Source organism: Tabrizicola thermarum, assembly GCF_003574395.1.
Classification (GTDB): domain Bacteria; phylum Pseudomonadota; class Alphaproteobacteria; order Rhodobacterales; family Rhodobacteraceae; genus Tabrizicola; species Tabrizicola thermarum.
Genome location: NZ_QMJY01000070.1, coordinates 1 through 26678, shown reverse-complemented (window position 1 = coordinate 26678; position 26678 = coordinate 1). Strand labels below are relative to the sequence as shown.

The following is a 26678-nucleotide window of genomic DNA, read 5'->3' as shown; positions in this document are numbered from 1 at the left end:
TGGTGTCAGCAACCAGACCCTACCGGAACATCGCCGGTGACCACCTCAGCCAGAACCTACACCAAGCTCAGGGACAGCATCAACGACGTAGCTTTCTGGGCCGCGAAACTTGATGCTAACCGTCGGATCGGTGCAAACGACGCGGCCTTTGGCATCAATCACGATCATTGCACCAAGGACCCCATTTGTATTGACCCATACTTGTGTTGTGCTTTCAGCACGCCACTCGTTCCCATCCATTCGAATGGTATCGGTGCAAGAGATGTATCGCCCGATGACATACGGGTCGGTGCATACCGTTCGGCCGCGGTCCTGCACAATGTATCCGGTTAGGATGCCTTCGGCGAACGGGCGGCTACCGTCGGTCACGAGAGAGTTGACCTGCGCCGAAACCGCCATGCCATAGGAACAGAGCATCAGGGCTGCGAATAGTCTATTCATTCCATCACCTTGCGACGACATTCTACAATACACTATGCTGTCGTCGGTCGTGCCGCAAATACTATAGCAGACGATCTAGTTCAGTGTTTCAGTACGATATTCTGATGGGGGGAGGTGCGCTGTAGCGCACCCTACGATGTAGCGCACCCTACGATAGTGACGCTGGTCGCAGACGTGGATCCCCGCTTTCGCGGGGATGACAGGTGGGGCGGGGATGACAGGTGAGGCGGGGATACCCGGTGGGGAAAGGCGTCAGCCTTTGGCGAGATCCTCGAACAACCGCGCCACCCCTTCAGCCCCCGGATCGTTGTGGCCCTTGAGCTTGTCGGCGGCGAGGTAGCTCGCCCGGCCGGCCTTGGCGCGGGTCATCTGGGCGGTGGCGTTGGCGCCCTCGCGGGCGGCCCTGGCTGCGGCGGCCAGTCCCTGTGGGAGGGCGGCCAGCGCGGGGGCAAGCGCGTCGATCATGGTGCGGTGGCCGGGGGCGGCTCCGCCCACCTGCATCACGCGGTCGAGGCCTGCGGTAAGGGCTCCGATCCAGGTTTTTCCGGACGCGGAGGCGTCGCCGGCGGCGGCGAAGAAGATGGCGAGGAGGACTCCCGACGAACCGCCCATGGTCTGCGACAGTTCCATGCCGATGGCGCGGTAAAGCTGCGTCGGGTCGGCCAGCGGCAGACGGTCCAGCGCCGCCAGCAGCGCCCGGGCCGCCCCGGCCAGCGTGCTGCCGGTGTCGCCGTCGCCGGACTTGGCGTCCAGCGCGTTCAGGTCGGATTCTACGGCGATCAGGGCCTTGCAGCAGCGTTCGATCAGCGCGCGGCGGGCGGGGTGGGCGGATGGCACGGGCTGGATCGGCGCGAGGCCATCGGGCAGGGGGCGCACGGCGACCTGGCCGAAGGGCGAAAGGCCGGGCCAGGCGTGGGGGGCCACGGGGGCGGCGAGGCTGGTGACCTGGGCGTGGTCCACCGGCAGCAGCGAGACGGAAAAGCCGTGCATGTCGAGCGAAGTCATCAGCGGCGCGGGGCCGATCATCCACTTGACCTTGGCCCCGAGAGGCGAGCGGGCGAGTTCCTCGGCCAGGACCGACATCTCCAGGGGCGTGGTGGAGCCGAGGTTGTTGAGAAGGGCGACGTGGTCTCCCGGCCCGGTGTGGGGCAGGAGTTTCCCGGCCACCATCTGCATGGCCGACCGCGCGCCGGAGAAATCGACCTGCTCGATCCCGGCCTCGCCATGGATGCCGAGGCCGAGTTCCGCCTTGCCCGCGCCGATGCGGTCCTCCTTGGGAGAGCCGGGGACGGTGCAGGTGTCCAGCGACATGCCGATGGAGACGGCGCCCTTGATGACGGTCTGGGCGGCGGCGGTGATGGTGTCGAGGTCGGCGCCGGATTCGGCCATCGCTCCGGCGATCTTGTGGACGAAGAGGGTTCCGGCCACGCCGCGGGCCTGGGGCAGGTCGGGAAGGGCGATGTCGTCATCGACGATGACCATGGAGACCTTGAGCCCGAAGGCGCGGGCGCGCTCGGCGGCGAGGCCGAAGTTCAGCCTGTCGCCGGTGTAGTTCTTGACGATCAGAAGGCAGCCCGCCTTGCCGGTGACGGCAAGGATGCCGGCCAGCACCGCATCCACCGAAGGCGAGGCGAACACGTCGCCGCAGACGGCCGCTGTCAGCATCCCCTGCCCGACGAAACCGGCGTGCGAGGGTTCATGGCCGGACCCGCCGCCGGAGACGAGGGCGACCTTGGAGCGGTCCCAGTCGGTGCGGATCACGACGCGGATATGGGGATAACCGTCAAGCCGGGCCAGCTTGCCCGCGCCGGTTCTGAGCAGGCCGTCGATGGCTTCGGTGACGAGGCTCTCGCGGGAATTCATGAACTGTTTCATGGGGAACGGCCTTTCAGATGCGGGTGCCGGAGGCATCGAACCAGAGGGGGTTCATCGGGCGGATGTGCAGGGTCTGCCCGGGTTTCAGGGGGGTGTGCGGCTCGGTCAGGGTGATGAGGCTGTGGGGGCCGAGAGCGAGGTGCAGGCGGGTCTGGTCGCCGAGGTGTTCGACACGGGTGATCGTGGCCTCCTGCCCTTCGCCGACATGGATGTGTTCGGGGCGCAGGCCGATCTGCGCTGCGTTCGGGGGCGCGGCCCCGAAGGCATCGGCGGGCAGCAGGTTGATGTGCGGCTGGCCGAGGCGCGAGGCGACGTAAGCCGTGACGGGTTCCTCGTAGATCTGGCGGGGGGTGCCGAACTGGGCGAGGCGGCCCTGGTCGAGGACGCCGACATGGGTGGCCATGGTCATCGCCTCGATCTGGTCGTGGGTGACGTAGAGGAAGGTCGCGCCCATGTCGGCGTGGATGCGTTTCAGCTCGATCCGCAGGTCGGCGCGGAGTTTCGCGTCGAGCGAGGAGAGCGGTTCGTCCATCAGGTAGATGCGCGGGTTGCGGACGAGGGCGCGGCCGATGGAGACGCGCTGCATCTCGCCCCCCGAAAGCGCGGTGGCCTTGTTGTCGAGTTTGTGGGGGATGCGAAGGACTTCGGCGACTTCCTTCACCCTTTGCGCGATCTGCGGTTCCGGCATCGCGATCATGGGGGACCGCAGCGGAAAGGCCAGGTTCTCGCGCACGGTCAGGTGGGGATAGAGCGAATATTGCTGGAAGACCATCGCCACGTCGCGCTGGGCGGGGGTGTCGGCCAGGACGGATGCCCCGCCGATGCGGATGTCGCCCGCGTCGGGCCTGTCGAGGCCGGCGATGAGGCGCAGCGTGGTGGTCTTGCCCGCGCCCGTCGGGCCGAGGAGGACGACGAAGGCGCCGTCGGGGATGGTGAGGGTGACGTCGCTTAGGGCTTGCGTCGCGCCATAGGACTTGGACAGGTTCGAGAGCGTGACCTCAGCCATGATGGACCCCGGCATTGGCGGCGGTGCGGAAGGCGCGGCCGGTGGTGGCATCGAAGAGCGACAGGCGGGGTGCGTTCAGGGCAAGGCCGGTCAGGTCCCCCACGCGCGCGGGCAGGGTCGAGGGCGTGCGGGCCTTCACCATGCCGAAGGGGGTGGAGAGGGTGACGATCTGGGTGGTGCCGAGATATTCGACGGCCTCGATCCGGCCCTTGAGGGGGGCGGTGTCGGAGAGCGCGACATGTTCGGGACGGACGCCGAGGACGAGGGCTCCGGCGGCGGGTTCCTGAAGTCGGGGGAGGGGCTGGGCGTGATCGCCGAGGGTGATCGTCCCGGCCCCGGCGGGGGCCTGGCCTTCGAAGCGCAGGAAGTTCATCGCGGGGCTGCCGATGAAATCGGCGACGAAGAGCGTCGCGGGGTGGTCGTAGATGTCCTGCGGGGTGCCGAACTGTTCGACGACGCCGTGGTTCATCACCACGATCTTGTCGCCCATCTGCATCGCCTCCAGCTGGTCGTGGGTGACGTAGACGGTGGTCGCGTGCATCCGGTCGTGCAGCGCGCGCAGCTCCTCGGCCATGATCTCGCGGAATTCGGCGTCCAGCGCGCCGAGCGGTTCGTCCATCATGAAGGCCTTGGGGTTGCGCACGATCGCGCGCCCCAGCGCCACGCGCTGACGGTCGCCCCCCGACAGGCCGCCGACGCCCTTGTCCAGGAGATGGTCGATGCGCAGGATCTTTGCGACCTCGGCGACCTTGCGCCGGACTTCGGCTTTGGGGACGCCTTGCGAGACAAGGGGATAGGCGATGTTCTTGCGCACGTTCATGTGCGGGTAGAGCGCGAACATCTGGAACACCATCGCAATGTCGCGCTGGCTGGCGGGGCGCATGGACACGTCCTCGCCGTCGATCAGGATCTCGCCGGAGGTGGGAAGCTCCAGCCCCGCGATCATGCGCAGGGTGGTGGTCTTGCCGCAGCCCGAGGGGCCGAGCAGCATGAAGAACTCGCCGTCCCGGATGGTGAAGGAAGAGCCCTTCACGGCGGTGAAGGCGCCGAAGTCCTTGCGAAGGTTGCGGATGACGATTTCGGCCATGTTATTCCGGGAAATGCGAGACGACGATGAACATCACCGTGCCGACCAGCGTCACGAGGAAGGACCAGGTGTAGGCCCAGAGGAAGAAGGGCTGCATCAGCATCACCACGCCCAGCGCGATCAGGATCGTGGCCAGCATCTCCCAGGGGCCGCGGCGGAGGCGGAGGAGGCCGGTGAGGAAGCCGGTCATGGCGCTCTCCTGTCAGCGGTGCGCTTCGGGCTGCGGGCGGGTGCCTCCGGCGGGGATATTTGGGGACAGATGAACGGGATGAGGATCGCGGTCATTTGCGCACCGCTCCGAAGGTGATCCCGCGCAACAGGTGCTTGCGCAGAAGGATGGTGAAGATCATCACGGGAAGAAGGAACAGGGTCGCCCCGGCCGCCACGGCGGGCCAGTCCTGGCCGCCGACGCCGATGATCGTGGGGATGAAGGGCGGCGCGGTCTGGGCATTGCCGGAGGTGAGAAGGACCGCGAAGGCATATTCGTTCCAGGCGAAGATCAGGCAGAAGATCGCGGTACTGGCGATGCCGGTTGCGGCCTGGGGCAGCACCACTTTGCGGAACGCCTGAAAGCGGGTGTAGCCGTCGATCAGCGCGGCCTCTTCGTATTCGCGCGGGATCTCGTCGATGAAACCTTTCAGCAGCCAGACGGCGAGGGAGATGTTCACCGCCGTATAGAGCAGGATCATGCCCAGATGCGTGTCGGAAAGCCCGAGCTCGCGATACATCAGGTAGATCGGGATGGCGACGGCGATGGGGGGCATCATCCGGGTGGAGAGGATGAAGAACAGCAGGTCGTCCTTCAAGGGCACCTTGAAGCGGCTGAAGGCATAGGCGGCCAGCGTGCCAAGCAAGATCGACAGGGCTGTCGAGCCGAAGCCGATGATGACCGAGTTCATGAAGCGTTCGCCGAACCGGGAGGGGCCGGCGATCACCATGCCCTGATCGCGCACGATCTGATCATACCAGGTTTCCGCCGGCGGCAGTTTCTGGAACTCTTCCGCCGCAACGCGGGTGCGGGTGGTGAAAAGGTTGACGTAGCCTTCAAGACTGGGCTCGAACACCACTTTCGGCGGATAGGAGATGGAATCCTGCCCCGACTTGAACCCGGTCGAGATGATCCAGACCAGCGGCAGCAGGGTGATGAAGGTGTAGAGGACGACCACCACGCCCGCGACCCATTTGGACAGCCGGGAGGGCTCGGTCACGGACCAGCTGGAGGACAGGTTGCTCATCTTTCCTTCACCTTGTTCAGGGCCTTGACGTAGATCGAGGCCAGGCCGAAGACCGTGACGAAGAGGATGATCGCGTAGGCCGAGGAATAGCCGGTGCGCCATTTCTCGAAGGCCTCGCGCTTGAGGTCGATCGAGGTCAGCAGCGTTTCGTTGCCCGGGCCGCCGCCGGTCAGCAGCGCGACCATGTCGAACATCTTGAAGTTCTCGATCCCCCGGAACAGCACCGCCAGCATCAGGAAGGGCAGCACCATGGGCACGGTGATCGTCCAGAACTGCCGCCATTTCGAGGCGCGGTCGATCTCGGCCGCCTCATAGATGTAGTCGGGGATCGACCGCAGACCGGCCAGGCAGATCAGCATCACGAAGGGCGTCCACATCCAGGTATCGACGATGACGATCGCCCAGGGCGCCAGACCACCGGGGCCGAGCATCGAGAAGCTGCTGGCCGGGGTGCCGGTGAAGAGTTCAACGACATAGTTCACCAGGCCGATCTGCGGCTGGTAGAGGAAGGTCCAGAAGTTGCCCACCACCGCCGGAGACAGCATCATCGGCAGCACGATCAGCGTGGTCAGCAGATCGTTGCCCCTGAATTTCCGGTTGATGAGCCAGGCGAGGGTGAAGCCGATGACGACCTGGAAGAACAGCGTCCAGATCAGGAAATGGGCCGTGGTCGTCATGCTGGCCCAGATGCCTTCGTCGGTCAGCACGCGTTCATAGTTGCGCAGGCCGACCCATTTCACCTCGGCGTTCGGCTTGTTGGCCGCGAAGTTGGTGAAGGACAGGCGGACCGTCCAGATCAGCGGAAAGATGTTGATCGCCAGGAGAAGGAAGATGGTGGGGGCGACGAAGATCCAGGCGATCGCCCGGTCGGACAGGCCGCGCACCTTGCGCGACAGGGTTGGCGGGGTGGCCCGCGCCAGTCGGTCGATGGGAGTCTGGGTCATGGCGGGGATCCTGCGCGGGGTGGGCGCGCCGGGGGTCCGGCGCGCCGCAAAGGCGGGTCAGAGCTTGCCTTCGTCCTGGAAGATTTCGGTCCAGTCCGCGATCAGGCCATCCAGCGCCTCTTTCGCGGTGCCCTGGTCGGCCACGACGTAGTTGTGCAGGCGTTCCTGCATGGCCAGCAGCAGCGAGGCATAGGCTGGCTCCTGCCAGAAATCCTGGACGCTCGCCATCGCCTCGAGGAAGTCGCCGGCGAAGGGGGCGCTGTCCTTGAAGCCGGGGTCGTTCAGCACCGCGTTGTGGCAGGAATAGCCGCCCATCGACCACCATTTCTTCTGCACGTCGGGCTGGGCGAACCATTTGATGTAGGCCAGCGCGCCGTCCATGTTGTCGGTGTTGGCGACGACGCTGATGCCCTGGCCGCCGAGAGTCGAGCCCGCGACGTTCTGCGGCGGGTTGACGAAGAAGTCGATCTTGTCGCCGCCCACGTTCGGGTCGGCATAGAGGCCGGGGAAGAAGGCGAACCAGTTCATCGCCATGGCGACCTGGCCCGACTTGAAGGCGTCGAGCGACTGTTCCATGTAGGCGTTGTCATAGCCGGGGGGCGTCGCGGTCTTGTAAAGCTCCTTGTAGAATTCAAGGGCCTCGACCGCGGCCGGGCTGTTCACCGCGCCTTCCATGTCATACTTGCCGGGGGTGTTTTCATACTTGAAGCCCCAGGCATACAGGGCACCCGTCGCGCCCATGGTGATGCCTTCCGATCCGCGTTCGGTGAAGATCGAGGCGCCGTAGACCGTCTTGCCGTCGATCTCGCGGCCCTGGAAGAACTGGGCGATTTCCAGCAGCTCCTTCTGCGTCTTGGGTTCCGCCAGGTCGCGGCCGTATTTCTCCTTGAAGGCGGCCTGGATTTCCGGGCGGGAGAACCAGTCCTTGCGGTAGAACCAGCCGTTCGCATCGCCCATGGCGGGCAGCGCGTAGTAGTTGGGCGTGCCCTTCGGCCAGGTGGAATAGGCATAGACGGTCGCCGGGGCGAAATCGTCCATGCTGATGCCTTCCTTGTCGAAGAAGTCGTTCAGCTTCAGATACCAGCCGTTCTCGGCCGCGCCGCCGATCCACTGGCTGTCGCCGATCAGAAGGTCGCAAAGCTGCCCGCCCGAGTTCAGTTCGTTCAGCATCCGGTCGGCGAAATTGGGCCAGGGCACGAATTCGAACTTCATCTTGGTGCCCGACTGCGCCTCGAAATCCTTCGACAGTTCGACCAGCGCGTTGGCCGGGTCCCAGGCGGCCCAGCACAGCGTGAGTTCATTGGCCTGCGCATGGGCCTGAGCGGCCCAGACAAGCCCCAGCGCCGCAGTCGCGACGAGCGTCTTCCGTGACATGCAATCCTCCCGATTGGTGTGATGGCGGACCCGTGCGGATGCCGGGCCTTCTTGGACTGCGATCACGATAGGCGCGGGGGCGGGCGGCTGGCAAGCAATTTTGAGGTGCGTACCTCATTTCGTGGTGCATGTCCCGCTCAAAGCGATTTGAGGTCGGCGGTCAGGGGGCAGCGGCGGGCAGGCCGGTCGCCGAATCGCGGCTGTCATCCGGGCCGGGCGGCAGATTTTCGCGCAGGACGATCTCGATTCGAATCTGCTCCTGGCCTTCGTCCAGAGGCAGGTTGTCGACCTTGGCGCGCAGGACGCGCAGGGTCGAACGGGCCAGATGGCCGGGGTTCTGGGCGATGACGGCGGTGATCTCTCCGGCCAGAAGCGCCTTGCGGGTGTGGGGCGTCAACTCGTGGCAGATCACGGTCAGCTTGCCGGAAAGCCCCATCTCTTGAAGGGCTTGCGTCAAGGCGCGGTGCCCGTCGCCCATCGCGTAGATGCCGCGGACATCGGGGGCATTGGCCAGCATCTCGGTCACGACCTGGCGCAGGGTGCGGCCCGAACCATGGGTTTCCAGCGATTGCAGCACCTCGATCCCCGGAAAGTCGCGCAGCATCACCTCGTCAAAGCCGCGACGGCGTTCGATCATGTCCCGCGCAAGCAGCGACGAGCCGAGGACCAGAACCTGCCCCGGCCCGCCGCCGAGGAAACGGCCCATCAGCACGCCGGCCGTTCGCCCGGCCGCGCGGTTGTCGGTGCCGATGAAATGATCGCGTGCCGTGTTCGGCAGGTCCGAGACAAGGGCGACGACGGGCAAGCCCCGGGACCGCAGCGCGCGGACGGCATCGCGCAGCACCGGCGTTTCCGGCGCCATCAGCGCCACGCCCGCATGGCCCCGGGCGGGAAGCTCCAGCAGCATTGCCGCCAGCGCATGCGGGTCCTCGGAGGGAAAGCGATGCAGCGTCAGGTCGATCCGCGTGGTGGCGGCCAGATGGCCCGCTTCGCGGAAAGTGTCGGCAAGTGTCTGAACGAACTGGCTTTCCGTGTCGGGAAGGACAACGGCCATGCGGTAGGTGCGGCTGCGGGCAAGGTTCGCGGCGCTCAAGTCGCGGACATAGCCCAGCCGCGCGATCGCATCGTTCACCGCCTTGATGGTCTTTTCCCGCACGCCAGGGCGCGCGTTCAGGACCCGGTCGACGGTGGCAAGGCTGACCCCTGCCTCGCGCGCGATGTCGTTGACGGTTGGCCGCACGGCAGACCCCGGAAGAGTGGTCCCAACTATCGACAGTGCTCTGAGGTACGTCAATCGGTTTGGTTCACTCCCCGCTGTCGATGCGGCGGACTGGCCGTCCGGTCACGCGCGCCCATGGCCGACCGGCGCGGCGATCCGGTTGACGGCGCGGGCCAGTTGCGGTTCGGTCTTCCCACGCGAGGGGGAGGGACCACGATGCGCAGCCTGCTGCTTTTCGGCGACAGCAACACCCATGGCACGATGCCCTTGCCGGATCTTGGCGCGGCGGGCCGCTTTGGCCGCGACGAACGCTGGCCGGGGCGGTTGCGCAAGCTCTTGCCGGACTGGGAGGTGATCGAGGAGGGCCATCCCGGGCGCACCACGGTGCATGACGACCCGGTGGAGGGCGCGCATCGCAACGGGCTGACGGTGCTGCCCGCACTTCTGGAAAGCCACCGGCCGCTGGATGTGGTGGCGGTGATGCTGGGCACCAATGACCTGAAGGAACGGTTTTCCGTCAATGCCGCGGACATCGCGCTGTCGCTGGAACGGCTGGTGCGGGTGATCCTGGGGTCGGGTGCAGGGCCGGGGCAGGGGGCGCCGGGGGTGCTTCTGATCTGCCCGCCGCCGATTGTCGAGGTGGGCTGTCTGGCGCAGATGTTCGCGGGCGGGGCGGCCAAGTCGCAAGGCCTCGCGGCCGAGCTGCGCAAGGCCGCCGCGCGGGTGGGCGTGCCGTTTCTGGACGCGGGCGAGGTGGTGACGGTATCGCCGATCGACGGGATCCACTATGATGCCGAGGCGAACCCGGCACTGGCCGAGGCCGTCGCCGCCGCGATCCGGGCGCATTTCCCCTGACGCGGCCGGGCATTGGCCCTTTGCCCGGGCAGCACGGACGATCCGCCAGACGAGATGAGGACGACATGACCCAGCACGACCCAGCGCTTGCCATCGCCGAGTTGCGCGCCAATGTCTCGGTCCCGTTCGAGCGCGCGCGGGCGATGCCGAAATCGGTCTACACCTCGCCCGACTTTGCCGAGGCGGAACGGCGCCACATCTTTGCGCGGGACTGGCTGTGTGCGGGGCGGGCGGATGCGCTGCCGAACCCCGGCGACTATCTGACGATGGAGATCGCCGGCGAGCCGGTCATCATCCTGCGCGACCGCGACGGCGCGTTGCGGGGGATGTCGAACGTCTGCCGCCACCGGATGAGCACCCTGCTGGAAGGCCGGGGCAATGTGCGGTCGATCGTCTGCCCCTATCACGCCTGGACCTACAACCTTGACGGCTCTCTCCGCGGTGCCCCGGCGATGGCGCGCAACGAGGGGTTCTGCAAGGAGGACGTGACGCTGCCCCGGGTCCGGGTCGAGGACTGGCTGGGCTGGATCATGGTCACGCTGAACCCCGAGGCGCCGCCGGTGGCAAGGCGGCTGGCGGGGGTGGAACGGCTGGTCGGGCATCTGGACATGGCGACCTACCGCGAGGGCTTCCGCGAGGAGTTCCGCTGGAACACCAACTGGAAGGTCCTGGCCGAGAATTTCATGGAAAGCTATCACCTGCCGGTCTGCCATGCGGGCACCATCGGCGGGTCCTGCGATCTGAACCTGATGGAATGTCCGGCCGGGGAAGAGGCGTTCAATTACCACTGGATCGTGAAGAACGACACCGTGCCGCTGGCGCTGGCCCATCCGTCGAACACCCGGCTTGCGGGCGACCAGCGGCGGGTGACCTGGCTGCTGGCGATCTACCCCTCGCTGCTCATCACCCTGACGCCGGGGTATTTCTGGTATCTCTCGCTGACGCCGGACGGGCCGGGCTGGGTCAAGGTGCTGTTCGGCGGGGGCATGAGCGCGGACTGGTGTGCCGACCCCGAGGCCGATCGGCATTTCGCCGCGCTGCGGGCGCTGCTGGATGACGTGAACGCCGAGGACAAGGGCTGCGTGGAGCGGGTGTGGAAGGGCCTGAATGCGGGGCTGTCCAGCCCCGGCGCGTTAAGCCATCTGGAACGCCCGAACTACGATTTCGCGCGCTATGTCGCGGGGCGGATGCCCGGAGCCGGCACCGGGGCTTGACCTTCGCCCCGCCCGCGTCACCTTGGCCGGCATGACACGGACCGCCCTGATCCTGGCCCATGGCCAACCCTCTGACCCGCGCCCTGCGGCGGCCGCGCTGGAGACGCTGGCGGCCGGAGTTCAGGCGCTGCTTGCGGGCTGGGAGGTGCGCGCCGCGACCCTGGCCGAGGCGGGCGGGGTGGCGCAGGCGGTGGCCGGGCGGCCAGGGGGCGTGGTCTTCCCGATGTTCATGGCCGGGGGCTGGTTCACCAGGGTCCAGATCCCGAAGCGGCTGGCCGAGGCGGGCGCGGTGGTGGGCCCGGGGGGCTGGACGGTGCTCGAGCCTTTCGGCTGCGATCCCGCAGTGCATGACCTCTGCGTGACCCTGGCGCGGGAGGCGGGGGCGGGCCGAGTGATCCTGGCCGCGCATGGGTCGTTCAAGTCGCCGGTGCCGTCCGACATCGCCCGGCATGTGGCGGGGCGGATCGCAGCCGAGACGGGGATTGCCGCCGAGGCGGGCTTCATCGACCAGGAGCCGCAGCTGTCGTCCTTGCCCGGCGGGGCAGGGGTCTGCCTGCCGTTCTTTGCCGCCGAAGGTGGGCATGTCAGCGACGACATCCCCGCCGCGCTGGCCGAAGCGGGGTTCACGGGCCGCATCCTGCCGCCTGTCGGGCTGGACGACAGGGTGCCCGCGATCATCGCGGCGGCGATCGAACGGGGGCAGGCGGTCTGCCCGGGCAGCTGCCGCTGGGCCAGAACCGCCGCGGCCTGAGGCCGCCTAGTCGTGGCGCGGCACCTTGCCCGAGGGCGCGCGGTAGGGCCGGGTCACGTCGTCCAGCCGCACGTCCAGCGCCTCGACCTCCAGCGCGATCGCGCCGTCGCCCGCCAGCACCAGCGTCAGGCGCCCCGCGCCATCCGCGCCGGGGGTGAAGTCGATGGACAGCAGCGACAGGATCAGGTCCTTGTCGGCCCGGTCGAACCCTTGCGTCTGCACCCGCAGCACATCCTCGACCACCATGACCGACCGCACCCGTTCATAGGCGCGGCCGACCCGTTCGGCCTCGGCCCGGTCCTCCCAGCGGAACCGGTTCAGCATGAGGCCAAAGCGGCGGCGCCTGGCGTCATATTTCAGTTCCGTCACGGGAAGCACGGCATCCTGCACCAGCGCCGAGATGACCTTCAGGTCCTCGGCATCCTGCGCGATCAGCCGCAGCGGGGCTTCGCCGCCCTCTTCGAACCGGGCATCCGTCATGCCCGGATCCGCTCGATATGCGCGCCGCAGGCCCGGAGTTTCTCTTCCACCCGCTCATAGCCGCGATCGAGGTGATAGACGCGAGAGACGACCGTCTCGCCTTCCGCCGCCAGCCCCGCCAGGATCAGCGAGACCGAGGCGCGCAGGTCGGTCGCCATCACCGGCGCGCCGCGCAGCTTTTCGACCCCCGTCACCGTGGCCGTGCCGCCGTGGACGTCGATCTTCGCGCCCATGCGGATCAGTTCCGGGGCATGCATGAAGCGGTTCTCGAAGATCTTCTCTTCCAGAACCGAAACACCATCGGCGGTGCAGAGCAGCGCCATCATCTGCGCTTGCAGGTCCGTTGGAAAGCCGGGGAAGGGTTCCGTCGTCACGTTCACCGCCGTCACCCGGCCGTTCTTGCGGCTGACCTTGAGGCCCCGGTTGGTCTGGGTCACGCTGACCCCCGCCGCCTCCAGTTTCTCGGCGAATGCCCCGACCAGATCCAGGGTGCCGCCGATGCATTCCACCTCGCCGCCGCAGATCGCGGGGACAAGCATGTAGGTGCCAAGCTCGATCCGGTCGGTCACCACCTGATGCGTGGCCCCGCCAAGGCGGTCGGTGCCCTCGATGGTGATGGTCGCGGTCCCCTCGCCCTCGATCCTGGCGCCCATCTTCTTCAGGCAGCGCGCCAGATCGACGATCTCGGGTTCCTTGGCGGCGTTCTTCAGGACCGTGGTGCCGTGGGCCAGAGTCGCAGCCATCAGCGCGTTTTCCGTGGCCCCGACCGAGACGAAGGGGAACTCCACCACCGCGCCTTTCAGCCGGCCGCCGGGAGCCTTGGCATGGACATAGCCGTCACGCAGGTCCAGCGTCGCCCCCATCGCCTCCAGCGCCTTGAGGTGCAGGTCCACCGGCCGCGCGCCGATGGCACAGCCGCCGGGCAGCGACACCTCGGCATGGCCATAGCGGGCCAGCATCGGGCCGAGCACCAGGATCGAGGCGCGCATCTTGCGGACGATGTCGTAGTCGGCCTTGAAATTGGTGATCGAATGGCTGGACAGCGCCAGCACCAGCCCGTCCTGCAGGCTGGCCACTTCCGCGCCGAGCGACTGGAGAAGCTGCGTCATCGTGCGGATGTCCGACAGGCGCGGCGCGTTGGTCAGCGTCAGCGGCTCATCGCTGAGCAGGGTCGCGGGCATCAACGTCAGGCAGGCGTTCTTCGCCCCCGCGATCGGGATGGCGCCGGACAGGGCCCCGTTGCCGCGCACCAGAATCGAATCCATCTGCCCTAATCCTTTTCACTGTCGCCGGACGCATCTTCGGCGTCGCGTGCCCTTGCCTGTGCCTTCCGCCGCGCCATGTTGGCCTTGAGCGCCGCCTTCAGCCGGTCTTCCCGGCTGGCCGGTCGCTTGAGGGTCCGGGACTTTTCGCCAGGCGAGGGGTCCGATGGCTCACGCATGGCGGCCCTTCTAGCGCAAGGTCCGGCAGGGGTCCAGTGACGGGGCAGGTCGGTGCGGGATTTCCTGCCCTTACCCTCTTGCGCGTCGTATCGATTGCGTCTAATCACCCGCCCACCAACGGCGCTGCAGTAGCTCAGTGGTAGAGCACTCCCTTGGTAAGGGAGAGGTCGAGAGTTCAATCCTCTCTTGCAGCACCATCCATCCCCCTGACTGACGGGCAGACCGAAAAGCCGGGGCATTCCGGTGATTTTCCTCAAGTCTGTTCACTGCGGCAGGCGTGCCAGCTTGCCAGGACCCCGTCTTGCCGTCCTTGGCGGACCGGATGCAGGACGGGCGGGGTTTGTGGGACCGATCAGGGTCGTGACCTGCCGACCCTACTGCGGCAACAGGATCAGATCGCGCGCGGCAAAGCTGATGTCCGCCGCGCTGCCCTGAGGGGGCGGGGGCTGGTCGGGCCGGTTGAACGTGTCCAGCGCGACAACCGTGTCTGCCACGCGCGCGCGGACGCGGATCACCGAGCCCAGGAAATGGACCTCTTCGATCGTGGCGGGCAGCACCACTTCGCGGCCCTCGGCGTGGCCAAGGTGGATCGCCTCGGGGCGCAGCGCCACCGTGACCGTGGCCCCGTTCTGCGCCGCAATCGCGCCCTTGGCGACGGCAAGCCTTTGTCCCGCAATGGCCAGAAGACCCTGCTCGGCGTCCTCGACAGTGGCCGAGAACGTGCTCAGAGTGCCGACGAAGCCCGCCACGAACCGGGTGCGCGGGTTGTTGTAGATCTCGAACGGCGCGCCGGCCTGTTCGGCGATGCCGCCGTTCATCACCACGATGCGGTCGGAAATCGACATCGCCTCTTCCTGGTCATGCGTGACGAAGATCGTGGTGATCCCCAGCTCGCGCTGGATCGCCCGGATCTCGTTGCGCAGGGAAACCCGCACCTTGGCGTCCAGCGCCGACAGCGGCTCGTCCAGCAGAAGGACCCGGGGGCGGGGGGCAAGGGCGCGGGCCAGGGCGACGCGCTGCTGCTGGCCGCCCGAGAGCTGGAACGGGTAGGACCCGCCCTTGTCGGGCAGGCCGATCAGGCGCAGCATCTCGGTCACGCGGGCCTCGCGCTCGTCGCGCGGCACGCCCTTGACCTTCAGCCCGAAGGCCACGTTGTCGGCCACGGTCATGTTGGGAAACAGCGCATAGGCCTGGAACATCATGCCGATGGCGCGCTGGTTGGTGCGCTGGCCGGTGACATCCTGCCCGTCGATCCGAATGGAACCCGAAGTCGGCGTCTCGAACCCCGCGACCATGCGCAGCACCGTGGTCTTGCCGCAGCCCGAGGGGCCAAGCAGGGACACGAACTCGCCCTTTTCGATGCCGAGGGTGAAGTCCTTGACGACCCGGTTCGTGCCGAAGGTCTTTTCCAGGTTGTTCAGGTCAAGAAAGGCCATCAGGCTTTCGCCCTTTCGTGTTTCGAGAAGCGGGTGACCAGCTGGATCAGCCCCATGCAGCCCCAGGTGATGGCAAAGGCGATCACGGCCAGCGCGGGCGGCTCATAGGCGCGATTGGCGCCCAGAAGCTGCATGAAGGGGCCGAAGGCGGGGCGGTTCAACAGCGCCGCCATGGTGAATTCGCCGATCACGATGGCAAGGGTCAGGAAGGCCCCGGACAGGACCGCGACCAGCACGTTCGGCAGGATGATCCGCGCGAGGATGGTGATCCAGCCCGCGCCAAGGCTTTGCGCCGCCTCGGTCAGGGTGGCAACGTCGATGGTCCGCAGGCCGGTATCCACGGCGCGGTACATGTAGGGCAGGGCCAGCGTGACATAGCCCATGGTCAGCAGGATGTCGGTGCCGAGGGCCGAGCCGGTCAGCGGCAGCACCGACGAGGTGTTGTAGAGCCGGATATAGCCGAAGACGATCACGATGGCCGGGATGACCAGCGGCAGCAGGGTGATGAACTCGATCACCGGGCGGGCCTGCGGCAGTTTCAGCCGCACCCAGTAGGCGGTGGGCACCACCAGAAGCACGCCGACGACGATGGTCGCCCCCGCGAGGATCAGCGAATAGCCGAAGGTGTCCCAGAAGCGCTGATCCTCGAACACGCGGCGGTAGGCGTCGAAGGAATATTCTCCCCGGCGCATCTTCAGGCTGAACTCGGTCATGCCGATCAGCGGCAACAGGAAGAACAGGCAGCCGCCAAGAAAGGCGCCCCAGGCCAGGACGCGGGTCATTTGAGCCACCTTTCCGACCGGGTCCGCAGGACGATGTAGGTCACGTTGGCCAGCCCGGTGATGACGATCATCCCGAAGGCCAGCGCATAGCCGAGGTTCGGGTTGCCCAGCACATCGCCCCGGATCTGGGCGAACAGCTTGATGGGCACGATGTTCAGCTGCGGTCCGGTCAGGGCAAAGGCGGTGGCGACCGCCCCGAACGCATTGGCGAAGAGAAGCGCGAAAGTCCCCAGAAGCGAGGGGAACAGGATCGGCAGGGCCACCATCCGCCAGTATTGCGCGCCCGTGGCGCCCAGGACTGCGGCGGCCTCGCGCCATTCGCGTTTCAGCCCGTCCAGCGCGGGGATGATGATCAGGATCATCAGCGGGATCTGGAAGAAGAGGTAAGTGACGACCAGGCCCCAGAAGGACAACAGGTTGAAGCCATAGGCGCGCAGGTTGATGCCGAATTCGGTCTTCAGCCACAGCGTCACCAGACCGGCCGGGCCAAGGGTGGCGATGAAGGCGAAGGCCAGCGGCACCCCCGCGAAGTTGGACGCCACACCGGAAAAGGTCAGCAGAGGGCCGCGCAGGCGCCTGGGCAGGCCGCCGAACACCACCGAAGCGGCCATGGCAAAGCCGACCGCGCAGCCCAGGAAGGCCGTGATCAGCGACAGCTTGATCGAGGTCCAGTAGGCGTTGCGGATCGAATCGGTGTTGAGGTCGATCAGGTTCTGCAGCGTGAAGCTGCCGTCCGAGGTCTGGAACGCGCCGATCACGATCTTCATCGTCGGCAGGATCAGGAACAGAAGCGCGAACGCCACGAAGGGCAGGATGCCCAGCCATTCGAGAGGCAGGCGCCATCGGACCGGGCGGCGCATTGCTGGTTCGGACATCGGTTCCCCGTCTGCAAGGCTCCCGGGGCGTCTGGCGGCCCCGGTGAAAACGTCCCGCGCGCCCCGGGATCAACCGGGGCGCGCGGGTGAGGATCAGGTCAGATCACTGGACGTTGGCGCCGACCACGGCATCCCAGCCCCCGGTGACGGCGGCCTTGTTCGCGTCCACTTCTTCCAGCGTCGGGAAATAGGCGGCCTCGTAGGCGGCAGCCGGGGGCAGCGCGTCCAGCAGGTCCTGCGGAACCTTGCCGGCGGCGACCATCGCGTTGAAGCGCGCGGGGTGGCAGTAGCCCTTCAGCCAGCCGAGCTGTCCCTCGTCGCTGTAGAGATATTCCATCCACAGTTTCGCGGCATTGGGCTGCGGCGCATAGGCGCTGATCGCCTGGACGTAGACACCGGCCAGAACGCCCGACTTCGGCACCACGACCTCGACCGGGGGGTTGCCGGCCAGCGTGTCGCGGGCGGCCAGCGCGTTGTAGTCCCACATGATGACGATGGGCGTGGTGCCCTGCGCCAGCGTGCCCGCCTTGCCGATCACGGGCACGAAGTTGCCCGCATCGTTCAGCTGCTTGAAGAACTCGAGCCCCGCCTTGCCCGCAGCCTCGCCCGGCGCGGCACCGGTCGACATGCCGGCAGCCAGAACCGCCAGAATCGCCTGGTTCGAGGCGCGCGGATCGCCGGCCAGGGCGACCTGCCCGGCATATTCCGGCTTCAGCAGGTCAGCCCAGTCCTGCGGGACGTTCTGCACCAGGTCCTTGTTCACCAGGAAGGACATCACGCCGTAATAGTCGCCATACCAATGGCCATCGGCGTCCTTGATGCCCTCGGGGATCTCGTCCCAGGTGGCGACCTTGTACGCCTGCGTCAGACCTTCGGCCTTGGCCTGCGGCCCGAAGGCCAGCCCCACGTCGATCACGTCGGGCGCCTGCGGGCCCTTGTTGTCCTTGTTGGCCTTGATCGCCTCGATCTCGTCGGCCGAGCCCGCATCGGGGTTCAGCTCGTTGACGCTGATCTCGGGATACTTGGCCTTGAAACCGGCGATCACGTCGCCATAGCCGCACCAGTCATGCGGCAGGGCGATGGTGGTCAGCATCCCTTCGGCCTTCGCAGCGGCCTCGATCTCGGCAAGCGACTGGGCGGAAACCGTCGTGGCCGACAGCAGGGCCACCAGGCTCGCAGTCGCTCCAAGCGCAGTTCTCATGTTCATTTTGGTATCCTCTTCCATTGTCCGACCGCGCTTATCGCGGGTTTGAGAAGGTTCTGTGACAGTCCATGTCCGGCGATGCCGCAAACCTGGCCGGCCGGTCACAGGGTCCGGGCTTGCTCCCGTCGCGATTGGACGCAGGCGACGGACAGGAGTCAATGGCCAACCGTGGCCGCCGTCGGTCCGATCGACCGGGGGCTGGTTCCGGGCGCACAACTCGGGGGCGAGACATCGGCTAAAACGTCCGGTCCAGAAGCGCCAACCAGTTGCCATGCGCCAGTTTCTCCAGAAGCGGCCGGTCGAAGCCATGGTCGGCCAGCGCCTGCACCAGTCGCGGCAGGCCCGTCACGTCTCCGATCACCTCGGGCGTGGTGCAGCCGTCGAAGTCCGAGCCGAAGCCGAGGTGATCCTCGCCCAGCCGGTCCAGCAGATGGTCCATCTGGCGCAGGATCGGGTCCCAGCCGGTTTCGGCCAGCTGGCGGCCATCCGAGCGCAGGAACGAGACCGAGAAGTTCAGCCCCACCATCCCGCCGCTGTCGCGGATCATCGCCAGCTGCCGGTCGGTCAGGTTGCGCGACGAGGGGCAGAGCGCGTGGGCGTTGGAATGGGTGGCGACCAGCGGCGCATCGGACAGGCGTGCAACGTCGTTGAACCCGGCCTCGTTCATGTGGCTGAGATCCAGCATGATCCGCAGCCGGTTGCATTCCCGCACCAGCCGCTGGCCCGCCTCGGTCAGCCCCGGCCCGGTGTCGGGGCTGGAAGGGTAGGCGAAGGGCACGCCATGGCCGAAGATCGTCGGGCGCGACCAGACCGGCCCCAGGGATCGCAGGCCCATCGCGTGGAAAAGGTGCAGCGCATCAAGGCTTTCGTCGATCGCCTCGGCGCCCTCCATGTGCATGATCGCGGCGATGGTGCCCTGCGCCACACAGGCCCGGACCTCTGCGCCCGTGCGGCAGACCTTCAGCGCGCCGGCAGAGGCGCGTTCCATCCACAGCAGATGGCCCGCTGCGGTCAGGGCAGGGGTCACGGCTTCGGCAAAGGGAATCGGTTCGGGCAGGGGCAGGGCATAGGGCGGGTTCTGCATCTGCGCCCGGTAGTCCGGGTCATCATGCGCGACTGGCGAGGGCAGGTAGATCGCGAAGAACCCGCCCGCAAAGCCCGAGGCCCGCATCCGGGGCAGGTCGAGATGGCCCTTGCCTTCGCCGGTCAGGAAGATCTCCTCGCGCCGGTCGGGGTCGAGAAGCAGGCGGAGAAGCAGGTCGTTGTGGCCGTCGAAGACCGGGATCATCGCGCGGGCTCCACCGGGCCGTCCAGCATCCGGTCGGCGCTGGCCTCGAACAGGCTGCGGGCGTAAGCCGTGGTCATGCGGGCGGCGGCAAGGTCGGCATGGGCGATCTCCTCCACCGTCCGGCCGTGTTGCAGCACCATGATCCGGTCGCACATGTGGTCGATCACGGCCAGATCATGCGACACCATCAGGAAGGTCAGCCCCTGTTCGGCGCGCAGGCGGTTCAGAAGGTTCAGCACCTCGGCCTGCACGCTGGCATCCAGCGCGCTGGTCGGTTCGTCCAAGAGCAGGATCCTGGGCCGGAGCATCAGCGCGCGGGCGATGGCGACGCGCTGGCGCTGGCCGCCCGAAAGCTGGTGCGGATAGCGGAAGCGGAAGGCCGGGGGCAGGCCCACATCGGTCAGCGCCTGCACCACGCGGGCATCGCGGTCGCCGATCCCGTGGATCGCCAGCGGCTCCGACAGGGTGCGGTCGATGGTGTGGCGGGGATGGAGGCTTGCGTAGGGGTCCTGGAAGACCATCTGCACCTGCGCCGAAAACGCCCGCCCGCGCGGGGTGGGCACGGGTTGCCCGCCGATCCGTATCGTCCCGCCGGTGACCGGCGCCATGCCGCAGATCGCCCGCAGGATGGTGGACTTGCCCGACCCGCTTTCGCCGACAAGGCCATAGCTTTCCTGCGCCCCCACCGACAGGCTGACGTCCCGGACGGCGCGCACCTCCTGGCCCTTGGCGCGGAAGGTCACGCTGAGGTTCTCGATCTCGATCAGCGCCATGGTCAGAACCCCGCCCGATCCAGCACCGGCAGGGGCGCGCGCGGGCCGCCGATCCGGGGCAGGCAGTTCAGAAGGCCCCGGGTATAGGGATGCTGCGCCTCCATCAGATGTGCGGCCTCGATCTCTTCCACCACCAGCCCCTTGTGCATCACCAGAACCCGGTCGCAGAACCGGGCGACCAGCCGCAGGTCGTGGCTGATGAAGATCAGCCCCATGCCCCGGTCGCGCACCAGACCGTCGAGGATCGCCAGCACCTCGGCCTGCACGGTGACGTCCAGCGCAGAGGTCGGCTCGTCGGCGATCAGCAGTTCCGGCTCCGGGATCAGCATCATCGCGATCATCACCCGCTGACCCATCCCGCCCGACAGCTCGTGCGGATAGGCCTCCATCACGCGGGCAGGGTCGCGGATCTGCACCGCCTCCAGCGCCGCGATGGCCTTGGCGGTGGCATCGGCCCGGCCCAGCCCGTCGCGCAGGCGCAGGCCCTCGGTCAGCTGGCGGCCGACGGTCATCACCGGGTTCAGGCTGTATTTCGGGTCCTGCATCACCATGCCGATCCGCTTGCCGCGCAGGGCGCGCATCTCGCGTTCCGAGGCATGCAGGATGTCCTGCCCGTCGAAGGTCATCGCATCCGCCTCGATCCGGCCCGGCGGGCGGACAAGGCGCAGGACCGACCGCCCGGTCATCGTCTTGCCGGACCCGCTTTCGCCCACGATCCCCAGCCGTTCATGCCCCAGCGAAAACGACACGCCCCGCACCGCCTCGACCCGGCCGGTCTCGGTGTCGAAGGTGACGCGCAGGTTCTTCACCTCCAGCAGGCTCATCGTGACGCGCTCCTCGGGTCCAGGACATCGCGCAGGCCGTCGCCCAAGAGGTTGAAGCCAAGGCTGACGATGAAGATCGCAAGGCCCGGCATGGTGGCGACCCACCATTGCTCGAACAGGTATTTCCGGCCCGACGAGATCATCAGCCCCCATTCCGGCGTCGGCGGCAGGACGCCAAGGCCCAGAAAGCCCAGCCCCGCCGCGATCAGGATCACCCCCGCCATGTCCAGCGTGACCCGGATGATGACCGAGGGCAGGCACATCGGCACCACATGGCCCGCGATGATCCGGGGCGCGCTGGCGCCTTGCAGCCGGATCGCGGCGATATAGTCCGAGGAGCGGACAGTCAGCGTCTCGGCCCGCGCCACCCGGGCATAGGGCGGCCAGGCGGTCAGCGCGATGGCCAGGACCGCGTTCTCGATCCCCGGCCCCAGAACGGCGACCAGGGCCAGCGCCAGGATCAGCCGGGGGAAGGCCAGGAAGATGTCGGTCAGCCGCATCAGCGTCGCGTCGATCCAGCCGCCGAAATAGCCCGCGACCGTGCCGATCAACAGGCCGATGACCGGCGCGGTCACCGCGACCAGCGCGACGATGTAAAGCGTGATCCGCGCGCCGTAGATGATGCGGCTCAGGATATCGCGGCCGAAATCGTCGGTGCCCAGAAGGTTGCCGGGCGTGCCGGGCGGCAGCAGGCGGCGCGACAGGTCCTGCACCAGCGGATCATGCGGCGCGATCAGCGGCGCGAAGGCCGCGACCAAGAGCAGGATGCCGACGATCACCAGCCCCGCCATCGCCAGCCGGTTGCGCCGGATGCGTTGCCAGGCAAGCCAGGCCTGACCCAGCCGGGCCTGCCGCCGCGAGGCGGGGTTGGGGTCGGACAGCCAGGCGCGCAACGTGCTCATGCCCGTGCCCTCGGATCGACCAGCCGGTAGAGGATATCGGACGCCATGTTCAGCGTGACGAAGACCACGCCCACCACCACCGTCCCGCCCAGCACGGCGGGCATGTCGGCGGCAAAGAGCGCATCGGTGATATAGCTGCCGAGGCCCGGCCAGGCGAAAATCGTCTCGGTCAGGACCGAGCCTTCCAGCAGATAGGCGTAGGACAGCGCGATGACGGTAATCAGCGGCACGGCGACGTTCTTCATCGCATGGACCCAGATCACCCGCCATTCCGGCATCCCCTTGACGCGGGCGGTGGTGATGTATTCCTGCGACAGCTCGTTCATCATGAAGCTGCGGGTCATCCGGCTGATATAGGCCATCGAGACATAGCCCAGTAGCCCGGCAGGCAGCACGATGTGGCTGACGGCATTGCGGAACACGTCCCAGGCGCCGTTCAGCGCGGAATCGATCAGGATCATGCCCGTGTAGGAGGTCAGCGTGAACTCCATCTGCATGTCGTAGACCGGGTCCAGCCGCCCCGGCCCGGACACCCAGTCAAGCTGTCCGTAAAAGACCAGCAGGCCGATCAGCCCCAGCCAGAACACCGGCATCGAATAGCCCATCAGCCCGACGACGCGCACGATCTGGTCGGCAAGGCTGCCGGGACGGGTCGCGGCCAGCACGCCCGCGGGCACGCCGACCAGGGTGCCGAAGATCGTGCCCAGGGTGGCCAGCTCCAGCGTGGCGGGGAAATAGCGCGCGATCTCGGCGGCGACGCTCTGGCCGGTGCGGATCGACGTGCCCAGGTCGCCCCGCAGCGCGTCCCGGACATAGATGGCGAACTGCTGCCACAGCGGCAGGTCAAGGCCCAGCTTGACGCGGATCGCCTCCATCTGCGCCTGGGTGGCGCGTTCGCCGACGATCGACAGCACCGGGTCGGTGGGCACGACGCGGGCGATTATGAAGGTGATGAGCAGCAGGCCAAGCAGGGTGATGGCCAGGCCGCCAAGCCCAAGCAGGACCTGCCTTGCAAGCGCAAGCAGACGGTTGCGGGGCTGCGGGACGGGTGTCGAGGTCATGCGGGAAAAGGGCCGCCGCCGGAATTTCGGGCGGCGGCCCGGTCGCTTACTTGGTGACGGTCCAGTAGGACGCCGAATCGGTCGCCCCACCGGCGTGGAAGCCGTTCACATTGGCGCGCATCGCGTCCTGGCGGGCCTGCTGGAACATCAGCACGAAGGCCGAATTGTCGCGCACCTTGCGCTGGATGTCGGCATACATCTCGGCCCGCTTGGCGCTGTCCTTCTCGACCACGGCGGCCTCGGTCTCGGCGTTCAGCTCGGCACCCGGATCCCAGGCGGTCCGCCAGGCGAGGTAGCCGGTGGCGTTCGCCTCGTCCGAGTTGTCGGGGTTCAGCGCGAAGGTCGAGGCATTGGTATGCGGGTCGGGATAGTCCGGGCCCCAGGTCTGCAGCGTGATGTCATGCTGGCGGCCGCGATACTTCTCCAGCCCCTGCTTGCCGTCGCCCACGTCCATGACCAGGTTGATCCCGGCCTGGGCAAAGGTGTTCTGGATCGAGGTGGCGATGTCCAGCCGTTCCTGATTGTTGCGCACGGTGAAGCCCACGCTGATCGGCAGGGTCAGCCCGCTTTCTGCCATCAGCGCCTTGGCCTTCTCGATGTCCAGCGAATAGGGGTTTTCATCCAGCGCCCCCAGGAAGCCGAGCGGCAGGAAGTTCTGATGCACGACCCACTGGCCTTTCAGGATCGTGTCGGTCATTCCCTGGTAGTCGATGGCCCAGTGCATCGCCTCTCGCACCTTCGGGTTGGCCAGTTCCGGCTTCTTCTGGTTCAGCGCCAGATAGTAGATCTGCCCGCCGACGTCGGTCTGCACCTTGATGTCGGGATTGCCCGAGACGCCTGCGATGTCGGTGGGCGTCATCTCGCGGGCGATGTCGATGTCGCCCTTTTCCAGCAGCAGCCGCTGGGTCGCGCCTTCGGGCACATGCTGCATGAAGACGGTCTTGATCGGCGCATCGCCGCGCCAGTGACCCTCGCGGCGTTCCAGCACATAGCCCTCGTTCGGCTTGAAGGATTTCAGCACATAGGCCCCGGTCCCCGCGCTGTTGGCCTTGAGCCAGGCATTGCCCATGTCGCCGTCGACCTCGTGAGACATCACGGTCTTCATGTCGACGATGTTCGCCACACCCGCCGTCAGGCAGTTGTAGACGAAAGAGGGCGCATAGGCCTTGTCGGTCTTCAGCGTGACGGTGTCGCCCTCGAAGGTGATCATCTGATCCACGTTTTCCGGCGTCAGGCCGAACTGGGTCAGGATGAAGGCCGGCGTCTTGTTCAGCTTGACCACCCGGCGCAAGCTGCCCGCCGCATCTTCCGCCGTCAGCGGGTTGCCGGACGAGAAGGTGATCCCCGACTTGATCTTGAAGGTATAGGTCATCCCGTCATCGGCGACCGACCAGCTTTCGGCCAGACCGGGAACCAGCTCGCCGGGCTTGGTCGGGTCCAGCTCGATCAGGGTGTCATAGACATTGTTGTTCAGGTCCACGCCCGAAAACTCGAACGCTTCATGCGGGTCGATCGACACGATGTCGTCGATGGCATCGGCCACAACCAGCGTATCCGCCGGAGTTGCGGCCATGAGTGCCATGGGTGCCGCCCCCGCCATCAGCGCGGCAAGTGCCGCCGCACGGCCAAATCCATGCTTCAGGTGCATCGTCCATCTCCCTGTGAACAGTTGTTGAGGAGCCGCCAAGCGTCAGATCCTGCCCGGATTGGATGAAAGCGGCACGCCGGAGTCAATGGCTAACCTGCGGCCTATCCGCACTTTTCTGCGCTTCGCCCGGCCGCACCGCCCTGCGCGCGGTGTCGGGGCGCTGCGGGCGGGGCGGCCCTTTCGATGCCCCCGCGCAGGTCCCGGGGCTGGCGCAGGGCCTGCACAGGGCGCCCCCGCGCTCTGCGCTCGACCCCATGGCAAGGCCCCGGACTGCGCCGGTGAGCACCGACCTTCCCCGGCGGTTTTTCGTCGGCTGGCCTGCACCCATGGCGAAAAACCGCATCTCGACCTTGGCCGCCTTCCCGCCGACGCTGCCGGACAGTCGCCATGATCTGTCGAGGAATCGGCTTGCCGACCCCGCACGGAATGGCACATCGGAACCCCACAGCCATCGGACACGCCCATGACCTTCAACGGCACCGCCTACGACCTGACCGGCCCCGAGGACGCCCCCGTGGTGGCGCTGATCCACGGCCTCGGGCTGACCCGCGCCGTCTGGCAGTGGCTGATCCCCGAGCTCACGAATTTCCGCGTCCTGACCTATGACCTGATCGGCCATGGGCAGACCGCCCCGCCCGAAGGGCAACCGACCCTGAAGGACCTGTCGGACCAGCTGGCCGGCCTTCTCGACCACCTCGACATCGACCGGGCGGCTGTCGTCGGCTTCTCGCTCGGCGGCATGATCGCCCGCCGCTTCGCGCAGGACCACCGCGACCGCACCACGGCCCTCGTCGTCCTCCACTCCGCCCACCGTCGCACCGAGAAACAGCAGGGCGCCATCCTCTACCGCCTCGCCCAGGCCGAGGCGGAGGGCCCCGAGGCCACCGTCGAACTGGCGCTGCAACGCTGGTATACCGAGACCGCGCAGACCAGCCGTCCCGACCTGATGGACCTGACGCGCCGCTGGCTCCTGTCGAACCGGCGCGAGGTCTATGTCAAACTCTACCGCATCCTCGCGCATGGGGTGGAAGAGATCGTGGCCCCCGACCCGCCCCTCACCGTCCCGACGCTGGTCCTGACCGGCGACGAGGACCACGGCAACAACCCCGCGATGAGCATGGCCATCGCCGGGGAAATCCCCCGCGCGCGGCTGGTGATCCTGAAGGGCCTGCGCCACATGGCGCTGGCCGAGGACCCGCCTGCCGTGAACCGCCCCGTCACCGCCTTCCTGACCGAGGTGCTGCTCTGACCGATCCCGCCCGCGCCACCGCATCGGCGACCGCTACCAGGACCTGAAAAACGGGGGGCGAGGTGGACAATCCCGCCGGGGTTCGACCGGGCCCGAAAAGGGGGGGAGGGCGCAGCTCAGCGCCTTTCAAGGTTTTTCAGGAAAGGGGTTGCTATGTCGAGAGATCAAGTCTATCAGGGTCTGGCGAAGCTTCTTCTTTCGACCTTCTGTTTCCTGACGGCTTCAGTTGCGACTCTGACGACACTGAGCCAAGCCATCGCACGACGCGGATGGCACCCAATATCAGGAGACATCACGATGGCCAATGGCACCGTGAAATGGTTCAACGCCACCAAAGGTTTCGGCTTCATCGCTCCGGCGGGCGGCTCCAAGGACGTGTTCGTCCATGTGACCGCGCTGGAACGTGCCGGCATCCGCCAGCTGAATGACGGCCAGGCCGTGACGTATGACGTCGAAGCCGACCGCAACGGCCGCGAATCCGCCGTGAACCTCGCTCTGGCATAAGCCGGACGGGTCCGACCGGACCAGAAACAGCAAGGCGGAGGGATGCAGATCCCCCCGCCTTTTTCTTTTGCCCGGCAGGGTGCACCGCGCAGGTCGGGCTTCAGACACTCCCTCCAAGCGTTACCAATTCTTCACCTCTAGAATGGAGCGCAACAGCTGAGGTTGGGATGGGGTTTGGGATGGATCGGCGGGGGTTGCATCTGGATGGT

General features: G+C 67.0%; 27 protein-coding genes and 1 tRNA gene. 6 read left to right on the top strand and 22 right to left on the bottom strand.

The genetic code is table 11. From position 1 onward, the window contains the following. Positions 1-45: 45 nt before the first annotated feature. From D5084_RS10025 to D5084_RS09985, 9 genes are all read right to left on the bottom strand, one after another. Positions 46-441: a hypothetical protein gene (locus D5084_RS10025; RefSeq protein WP_128515351.1), complete on the bottom strand. Its 396-nt coding sequence runs from the start codon at positions 439-441 to the stop codon at positions 46-48. A 252-nt stretch (positions 442-693) separates the two neighbouring features. Next, on the bottom strand, positions 694-2316 hold the full coding sequence (locus D5084_RS10020; protein ID WP_128515350.1) for a dihydroxyacetone kinase subunit DhaK: 1623 nt from the start codon (positions 2314-2316) through the stop codon (positions 694-696). A gap of 13 nt (positions 2317-2329) precedes the next feature. Next, on the bottom strand, positions 2330-3322 hold the full coding sequence (locus D5084_RS10015; protein ID WP_128515349.1) for an ABC transporter ATP-binding protein: 993 nt from the start codon (positions 3320-3322) through the stop codon (positions 2330-2332). Next, on the bottom strand, positions 3315-4409 hold the full coding sequence (locus D5084_RS10010; protein ID WP_128515348.1) for an ABC transporter ATP-binding protein: 1095 nt from the start codon (positions 4407-4409) through the stop codon (positions 3315-3317). Before D5084_RS10010 ends, D5084_RS10015 begins: the two co-directional genes overlap by 8 nt. A 1-nt stretch (position 4410) precedes the next feature. Next, positions 4411-4599: a hypothetical protein gene (locus D5084_RS10005; RefSeq protein ID WP_128515347.1), complete on the bottom strand. Its 189-nt coding sequence runs from the start codon at positions 4597-4599 to the stop codon at positions 4411-4413. Between the two features lie 91 nt (positions 4600-4690). Further along, complete coding sequence (locus tag D5084_RS10000; protein ID WP_128515346.1) at positions 4691-5644, bottom strand: carbohydrate ABC transporter permease; 954 nt, start codon at positions 5642-5644, stop codon at positions 4691-4693. After that, complete coding sequence (locus tag D5084_RS09995) at positions 5641-6588, bottom strand: carbohydrate ABC transporter permease (protein WP_128515345.1); 948 nt, start codon at positions 6586-6588, stop codon at positions 5641-5643. The genes D5084_RS10000 and D5084_RS09995 overlap by 4 nt, the downstream gene beginning before the upstream one ends. 57 nt (positions 6589-6645) lie before the next feature. Continuing rightward, positions 6646-7962, bottom strand: a complete 1317-nt coding sequence (locus D5084_RS09990) for an ABC transporter substrate-binding protein (protein WP_128515344.1) — start codon at positions 7960-7962, stop codon at positions 6646-6648. A gap of 160 nt (positions 7963-8122) precedes the next feature. Continuing rightward, on the bottom strand, positions 8123-9202 hold the full coding sequence (locus D5084_RS09985; protein WP_128515343.1) for a LacI family DNA-binding transcriptional regulator: 1080 nt from the start codon (positions 9200-9202) through the stop codon (positions 8123-8125). A 195-nt stretch (positions 9203-9397) separates the two neighbouring features. Here D5084_RS09985 and D5084_RS09980 point away from each other — a divergent pair, with 195 nt between their 5' ends. From D5084_RS09980 to D5084_RS09970, 3 genes are all read left to right on the top strand, one after another. Continuing rightward, on the top strand, positions 9398-10036 hold the full coding sequence (locus tag D5084_RS09980; protein ID WP_128515342.1) for an SGNH/GDSL hydrolase family protein: 639 nt from the start codon (positions 9398-9400) through the stop codon (positions 10034-10036). Between the two features lie 65 nt (positions 10037-10101). Then, positions 10102-11250, top strand: coding sequence for an aromatic ring-hydroxylating oxygenase subunit alpha (locus D5084_RS09975; RefSeq protein WP_128515341.1), 1149 nt, complete (start codon positions 10102-10104; stop codon positions 11248-11250). Positions 11251-11281: 31 nt separating this feature from the next. Then, positions 11282-12001: a sirohydrochlorin chelatase gene (locus D5084_RS09970; protein WP_128515340.1), complete on the top strand. Its 720-nt coding sequence runs from the start codon at positions 11282-11284 to the stop codon at positions 11999-12001. Between the two features lie 6 nt (positions 12002-12007). Here the strand turns inward: D5084_RS09970 and D5084_RS09965 are convergent, their stop codons facing one another. Genes D5084_RS09965 through D5084_RS18370 form a run of 3 tightly spaced genes read right to left on the bottom strand, consistent with a single transcriptional unit; the run spans position 12008 to position 13922 of the window. Continuing rightward, complete coding sequence (locus D5084_RS09965) at positions 12008-12481, bottom strand: DUF2948 family protein (RefSeq protein WP_128515339.1); 474 nt, start codon at positions 12479-12481, stop codon at positions 12008-12010. Then, positions 12478-13746 (bottom strand): UDP-N-acetylglucosamine 1-carboxyvinyltransferase, encoded by a 1269-nt coding sequence (gene murA / locus D5084_RS09960; protein WP_128515338.1) that lies wholly within the window; start codon positions 13744-13746, stop codon positions 12478-12480. The genes D5084_RS09965 and murA overlap by 4 nt, the downstream gene beginning before the upstream one ends. A 5-nt stretch (positions 13747-13751) precedes the next feature. Next, positions 13752-13922, bottom strand: a complete 171-nt coding sequence (locus D5084_RS18370; protein WP_155523130.1) for a hypothetical protein — start codon at positions 13920-13922, stop codon at positions 13752-13754. A 123-nt stretch (positions 13923-14045) separates the two neighbouring features. Between D5084_RS18370 and D5084_RS09955 the strand changes: the two genes are divergently transcribed. After that, positions 14046-14120, top strand: a tRNA-Thr gene (locus D5084_RS09955). 177 nt (positions 14121-14297) lie between these two features. Here the strand turns inward: D5084_RS09955 and D5084_RS09950 are convergent. The 10 genes from D5084_RS09950 to D5084_RS09905 all read right to left on the bottom strand — a co-directional run bounded on the left by D5084_RS09950 (position 14298) and on the right by D5084_RS09905 (position 24716). Then, a complete protein-coding gene (locus D5084_RS09950; RefSeq protein ID WP_128515337.1) occupies positions 14298-15359 on the bottom strand; it encodes an ABC transporter ATP-binding protein in 1062 nt (353 codons plus the stop codon). Further along, entirely contained in the window at positions 15359-16141 is a 783-nt protein-coding gene (locus tag D5084_RS09945) for an ABC transporter permease (protein WP_128515336.1), read from the bottom strand. The genes D5084_RS09950 and D5084_RS09945 overlap by 1 nt, the downstream gene beginning before the upstream one ends. After that, positions 16138-17016 (bottom strand): ABC transporter permease, encoded by an 879-nt coding sequence (locus D5084_RS09940; protein WP_128515335.1) that lies wholly within the window; start codon positions 17014-17016, stop codon positions 16138-16140. The genes D5084_RS09945 and D5084_RS09940 overlap by 4 nt, the downstream gene beginning before the upstream one ends. Positions 17017-17119: 103 nt before the next feature. Continuing rightward, positions 17120-18223: an ABC transporter substrate-binding protein gene (locus D5084_RS09935; protein WP_128515334.1), complete on the bottom strand. Its 1104-nt coding sequence runs from the start codon at positions 18221-18223 to the stop codon at positions 17120-17122. Between the two features lie 232 nt (positions 18224-18455). Then, complete coding sequence (locus D5084_RS09930) at positions 18456-19508, bottom strand: dipeptidase (protein ID WP_128515333.1); 1053 nt, start codon at positions 19506-19508, stop codon at positions 18456-18458. After that, positions 19505-20281 carry an ABC transporter ATP-binding protein gene (locus D5084_RS09925; protein ID WP_128515332.1) on the bottom strand — a complete coding sequence of 259 codons (777 nt, stop codon included), beginning with the start codon at positions 20279-20281 and terminating at the stop codon, positions 19505-19507. The genes D5084_RS09930 and D5084_RS09925 overlap by 4 nt, the downstream gene beginning before the upstream one ends. A gap of 2 nt (positions 20282-20283) precedes the next feature. Beyond that, complete coding sequence (locus D5084_RS09920) at positions 20284-21105, bottom strand: ABC transporter ATP-binding protein (RefSeq protein WP_128515331.1); 822 nt, start codon at positions 21103-21105, stop codon at positions 20284-20286. After that, positions 21102-22007, bottom strand: coding sequence for an ABC transporter permease (locus D5084_RS09915; RefSeq protein ID WP_128515330.1), 906 nt, complete (start codon positions 22005-22007; stop codon positions 21102-21104). The genes D5084_RS09920 and D5084_RS09915 overlap by 4 nt, the downstream gene beginning before the upstream one ends. Continuing rightward, positions 22004-23068, bottom strand: coding sequence for an ABC transporter permease (locus tag D5084_RS09910; RefSeq protein ID WP_128515329.1), 1065 nt, complete (start codon positions 23066-23068; stop codon positions 22004-22006). Before D5084_RS09910 ends, D5084_RS09915 begins: the two co-directional genes overlap by 4 nt. Before the next feature lie 46 nt (positions 23069-23114). Further along, complete coding sequence (locus tag D5084_RS09905; RefSeq protein ID WP_128515328.1) at positions 23115-24716, bottom strand: ABC transporter substrate-binding protein; 1602 nt, start codon at positions 24714-24716, stop codon at positions 23115-23117. A gap of 463 nt (positions 24717-25179) precedes the next feature. Between D5084_RS09905 and D5084_RS09900 the strand changes: the two genes are divergently transcribed. Both D5084_RS09900 and D5084_RS09895 read left to right on the top strand, forming a co-directional pair. Next, positions 25180-25965 carry an alpha/beta fold hydrolase gene (locus D5084_RS09900; protein ID WP_128515327.1) on the top strand — a complete coding sequence of 262 codons (786 nt, stop codon included), beginning with the start codon at positions 25180-25182 and terminating at the stop codon, positions 25963-25965. 297 nt (positions 25966-26262) lie between these two features. After that, a complete protein-coding gene (locus D5084_RS09895; protein ID WP_128515326.1) occupies positions 26263-26469 on the top strand; it encodes a cold-shock protein in 207 nt (68 codons plus the stop codon). Positions 26470-26678 lie beyond the last annotated feature (209 nt).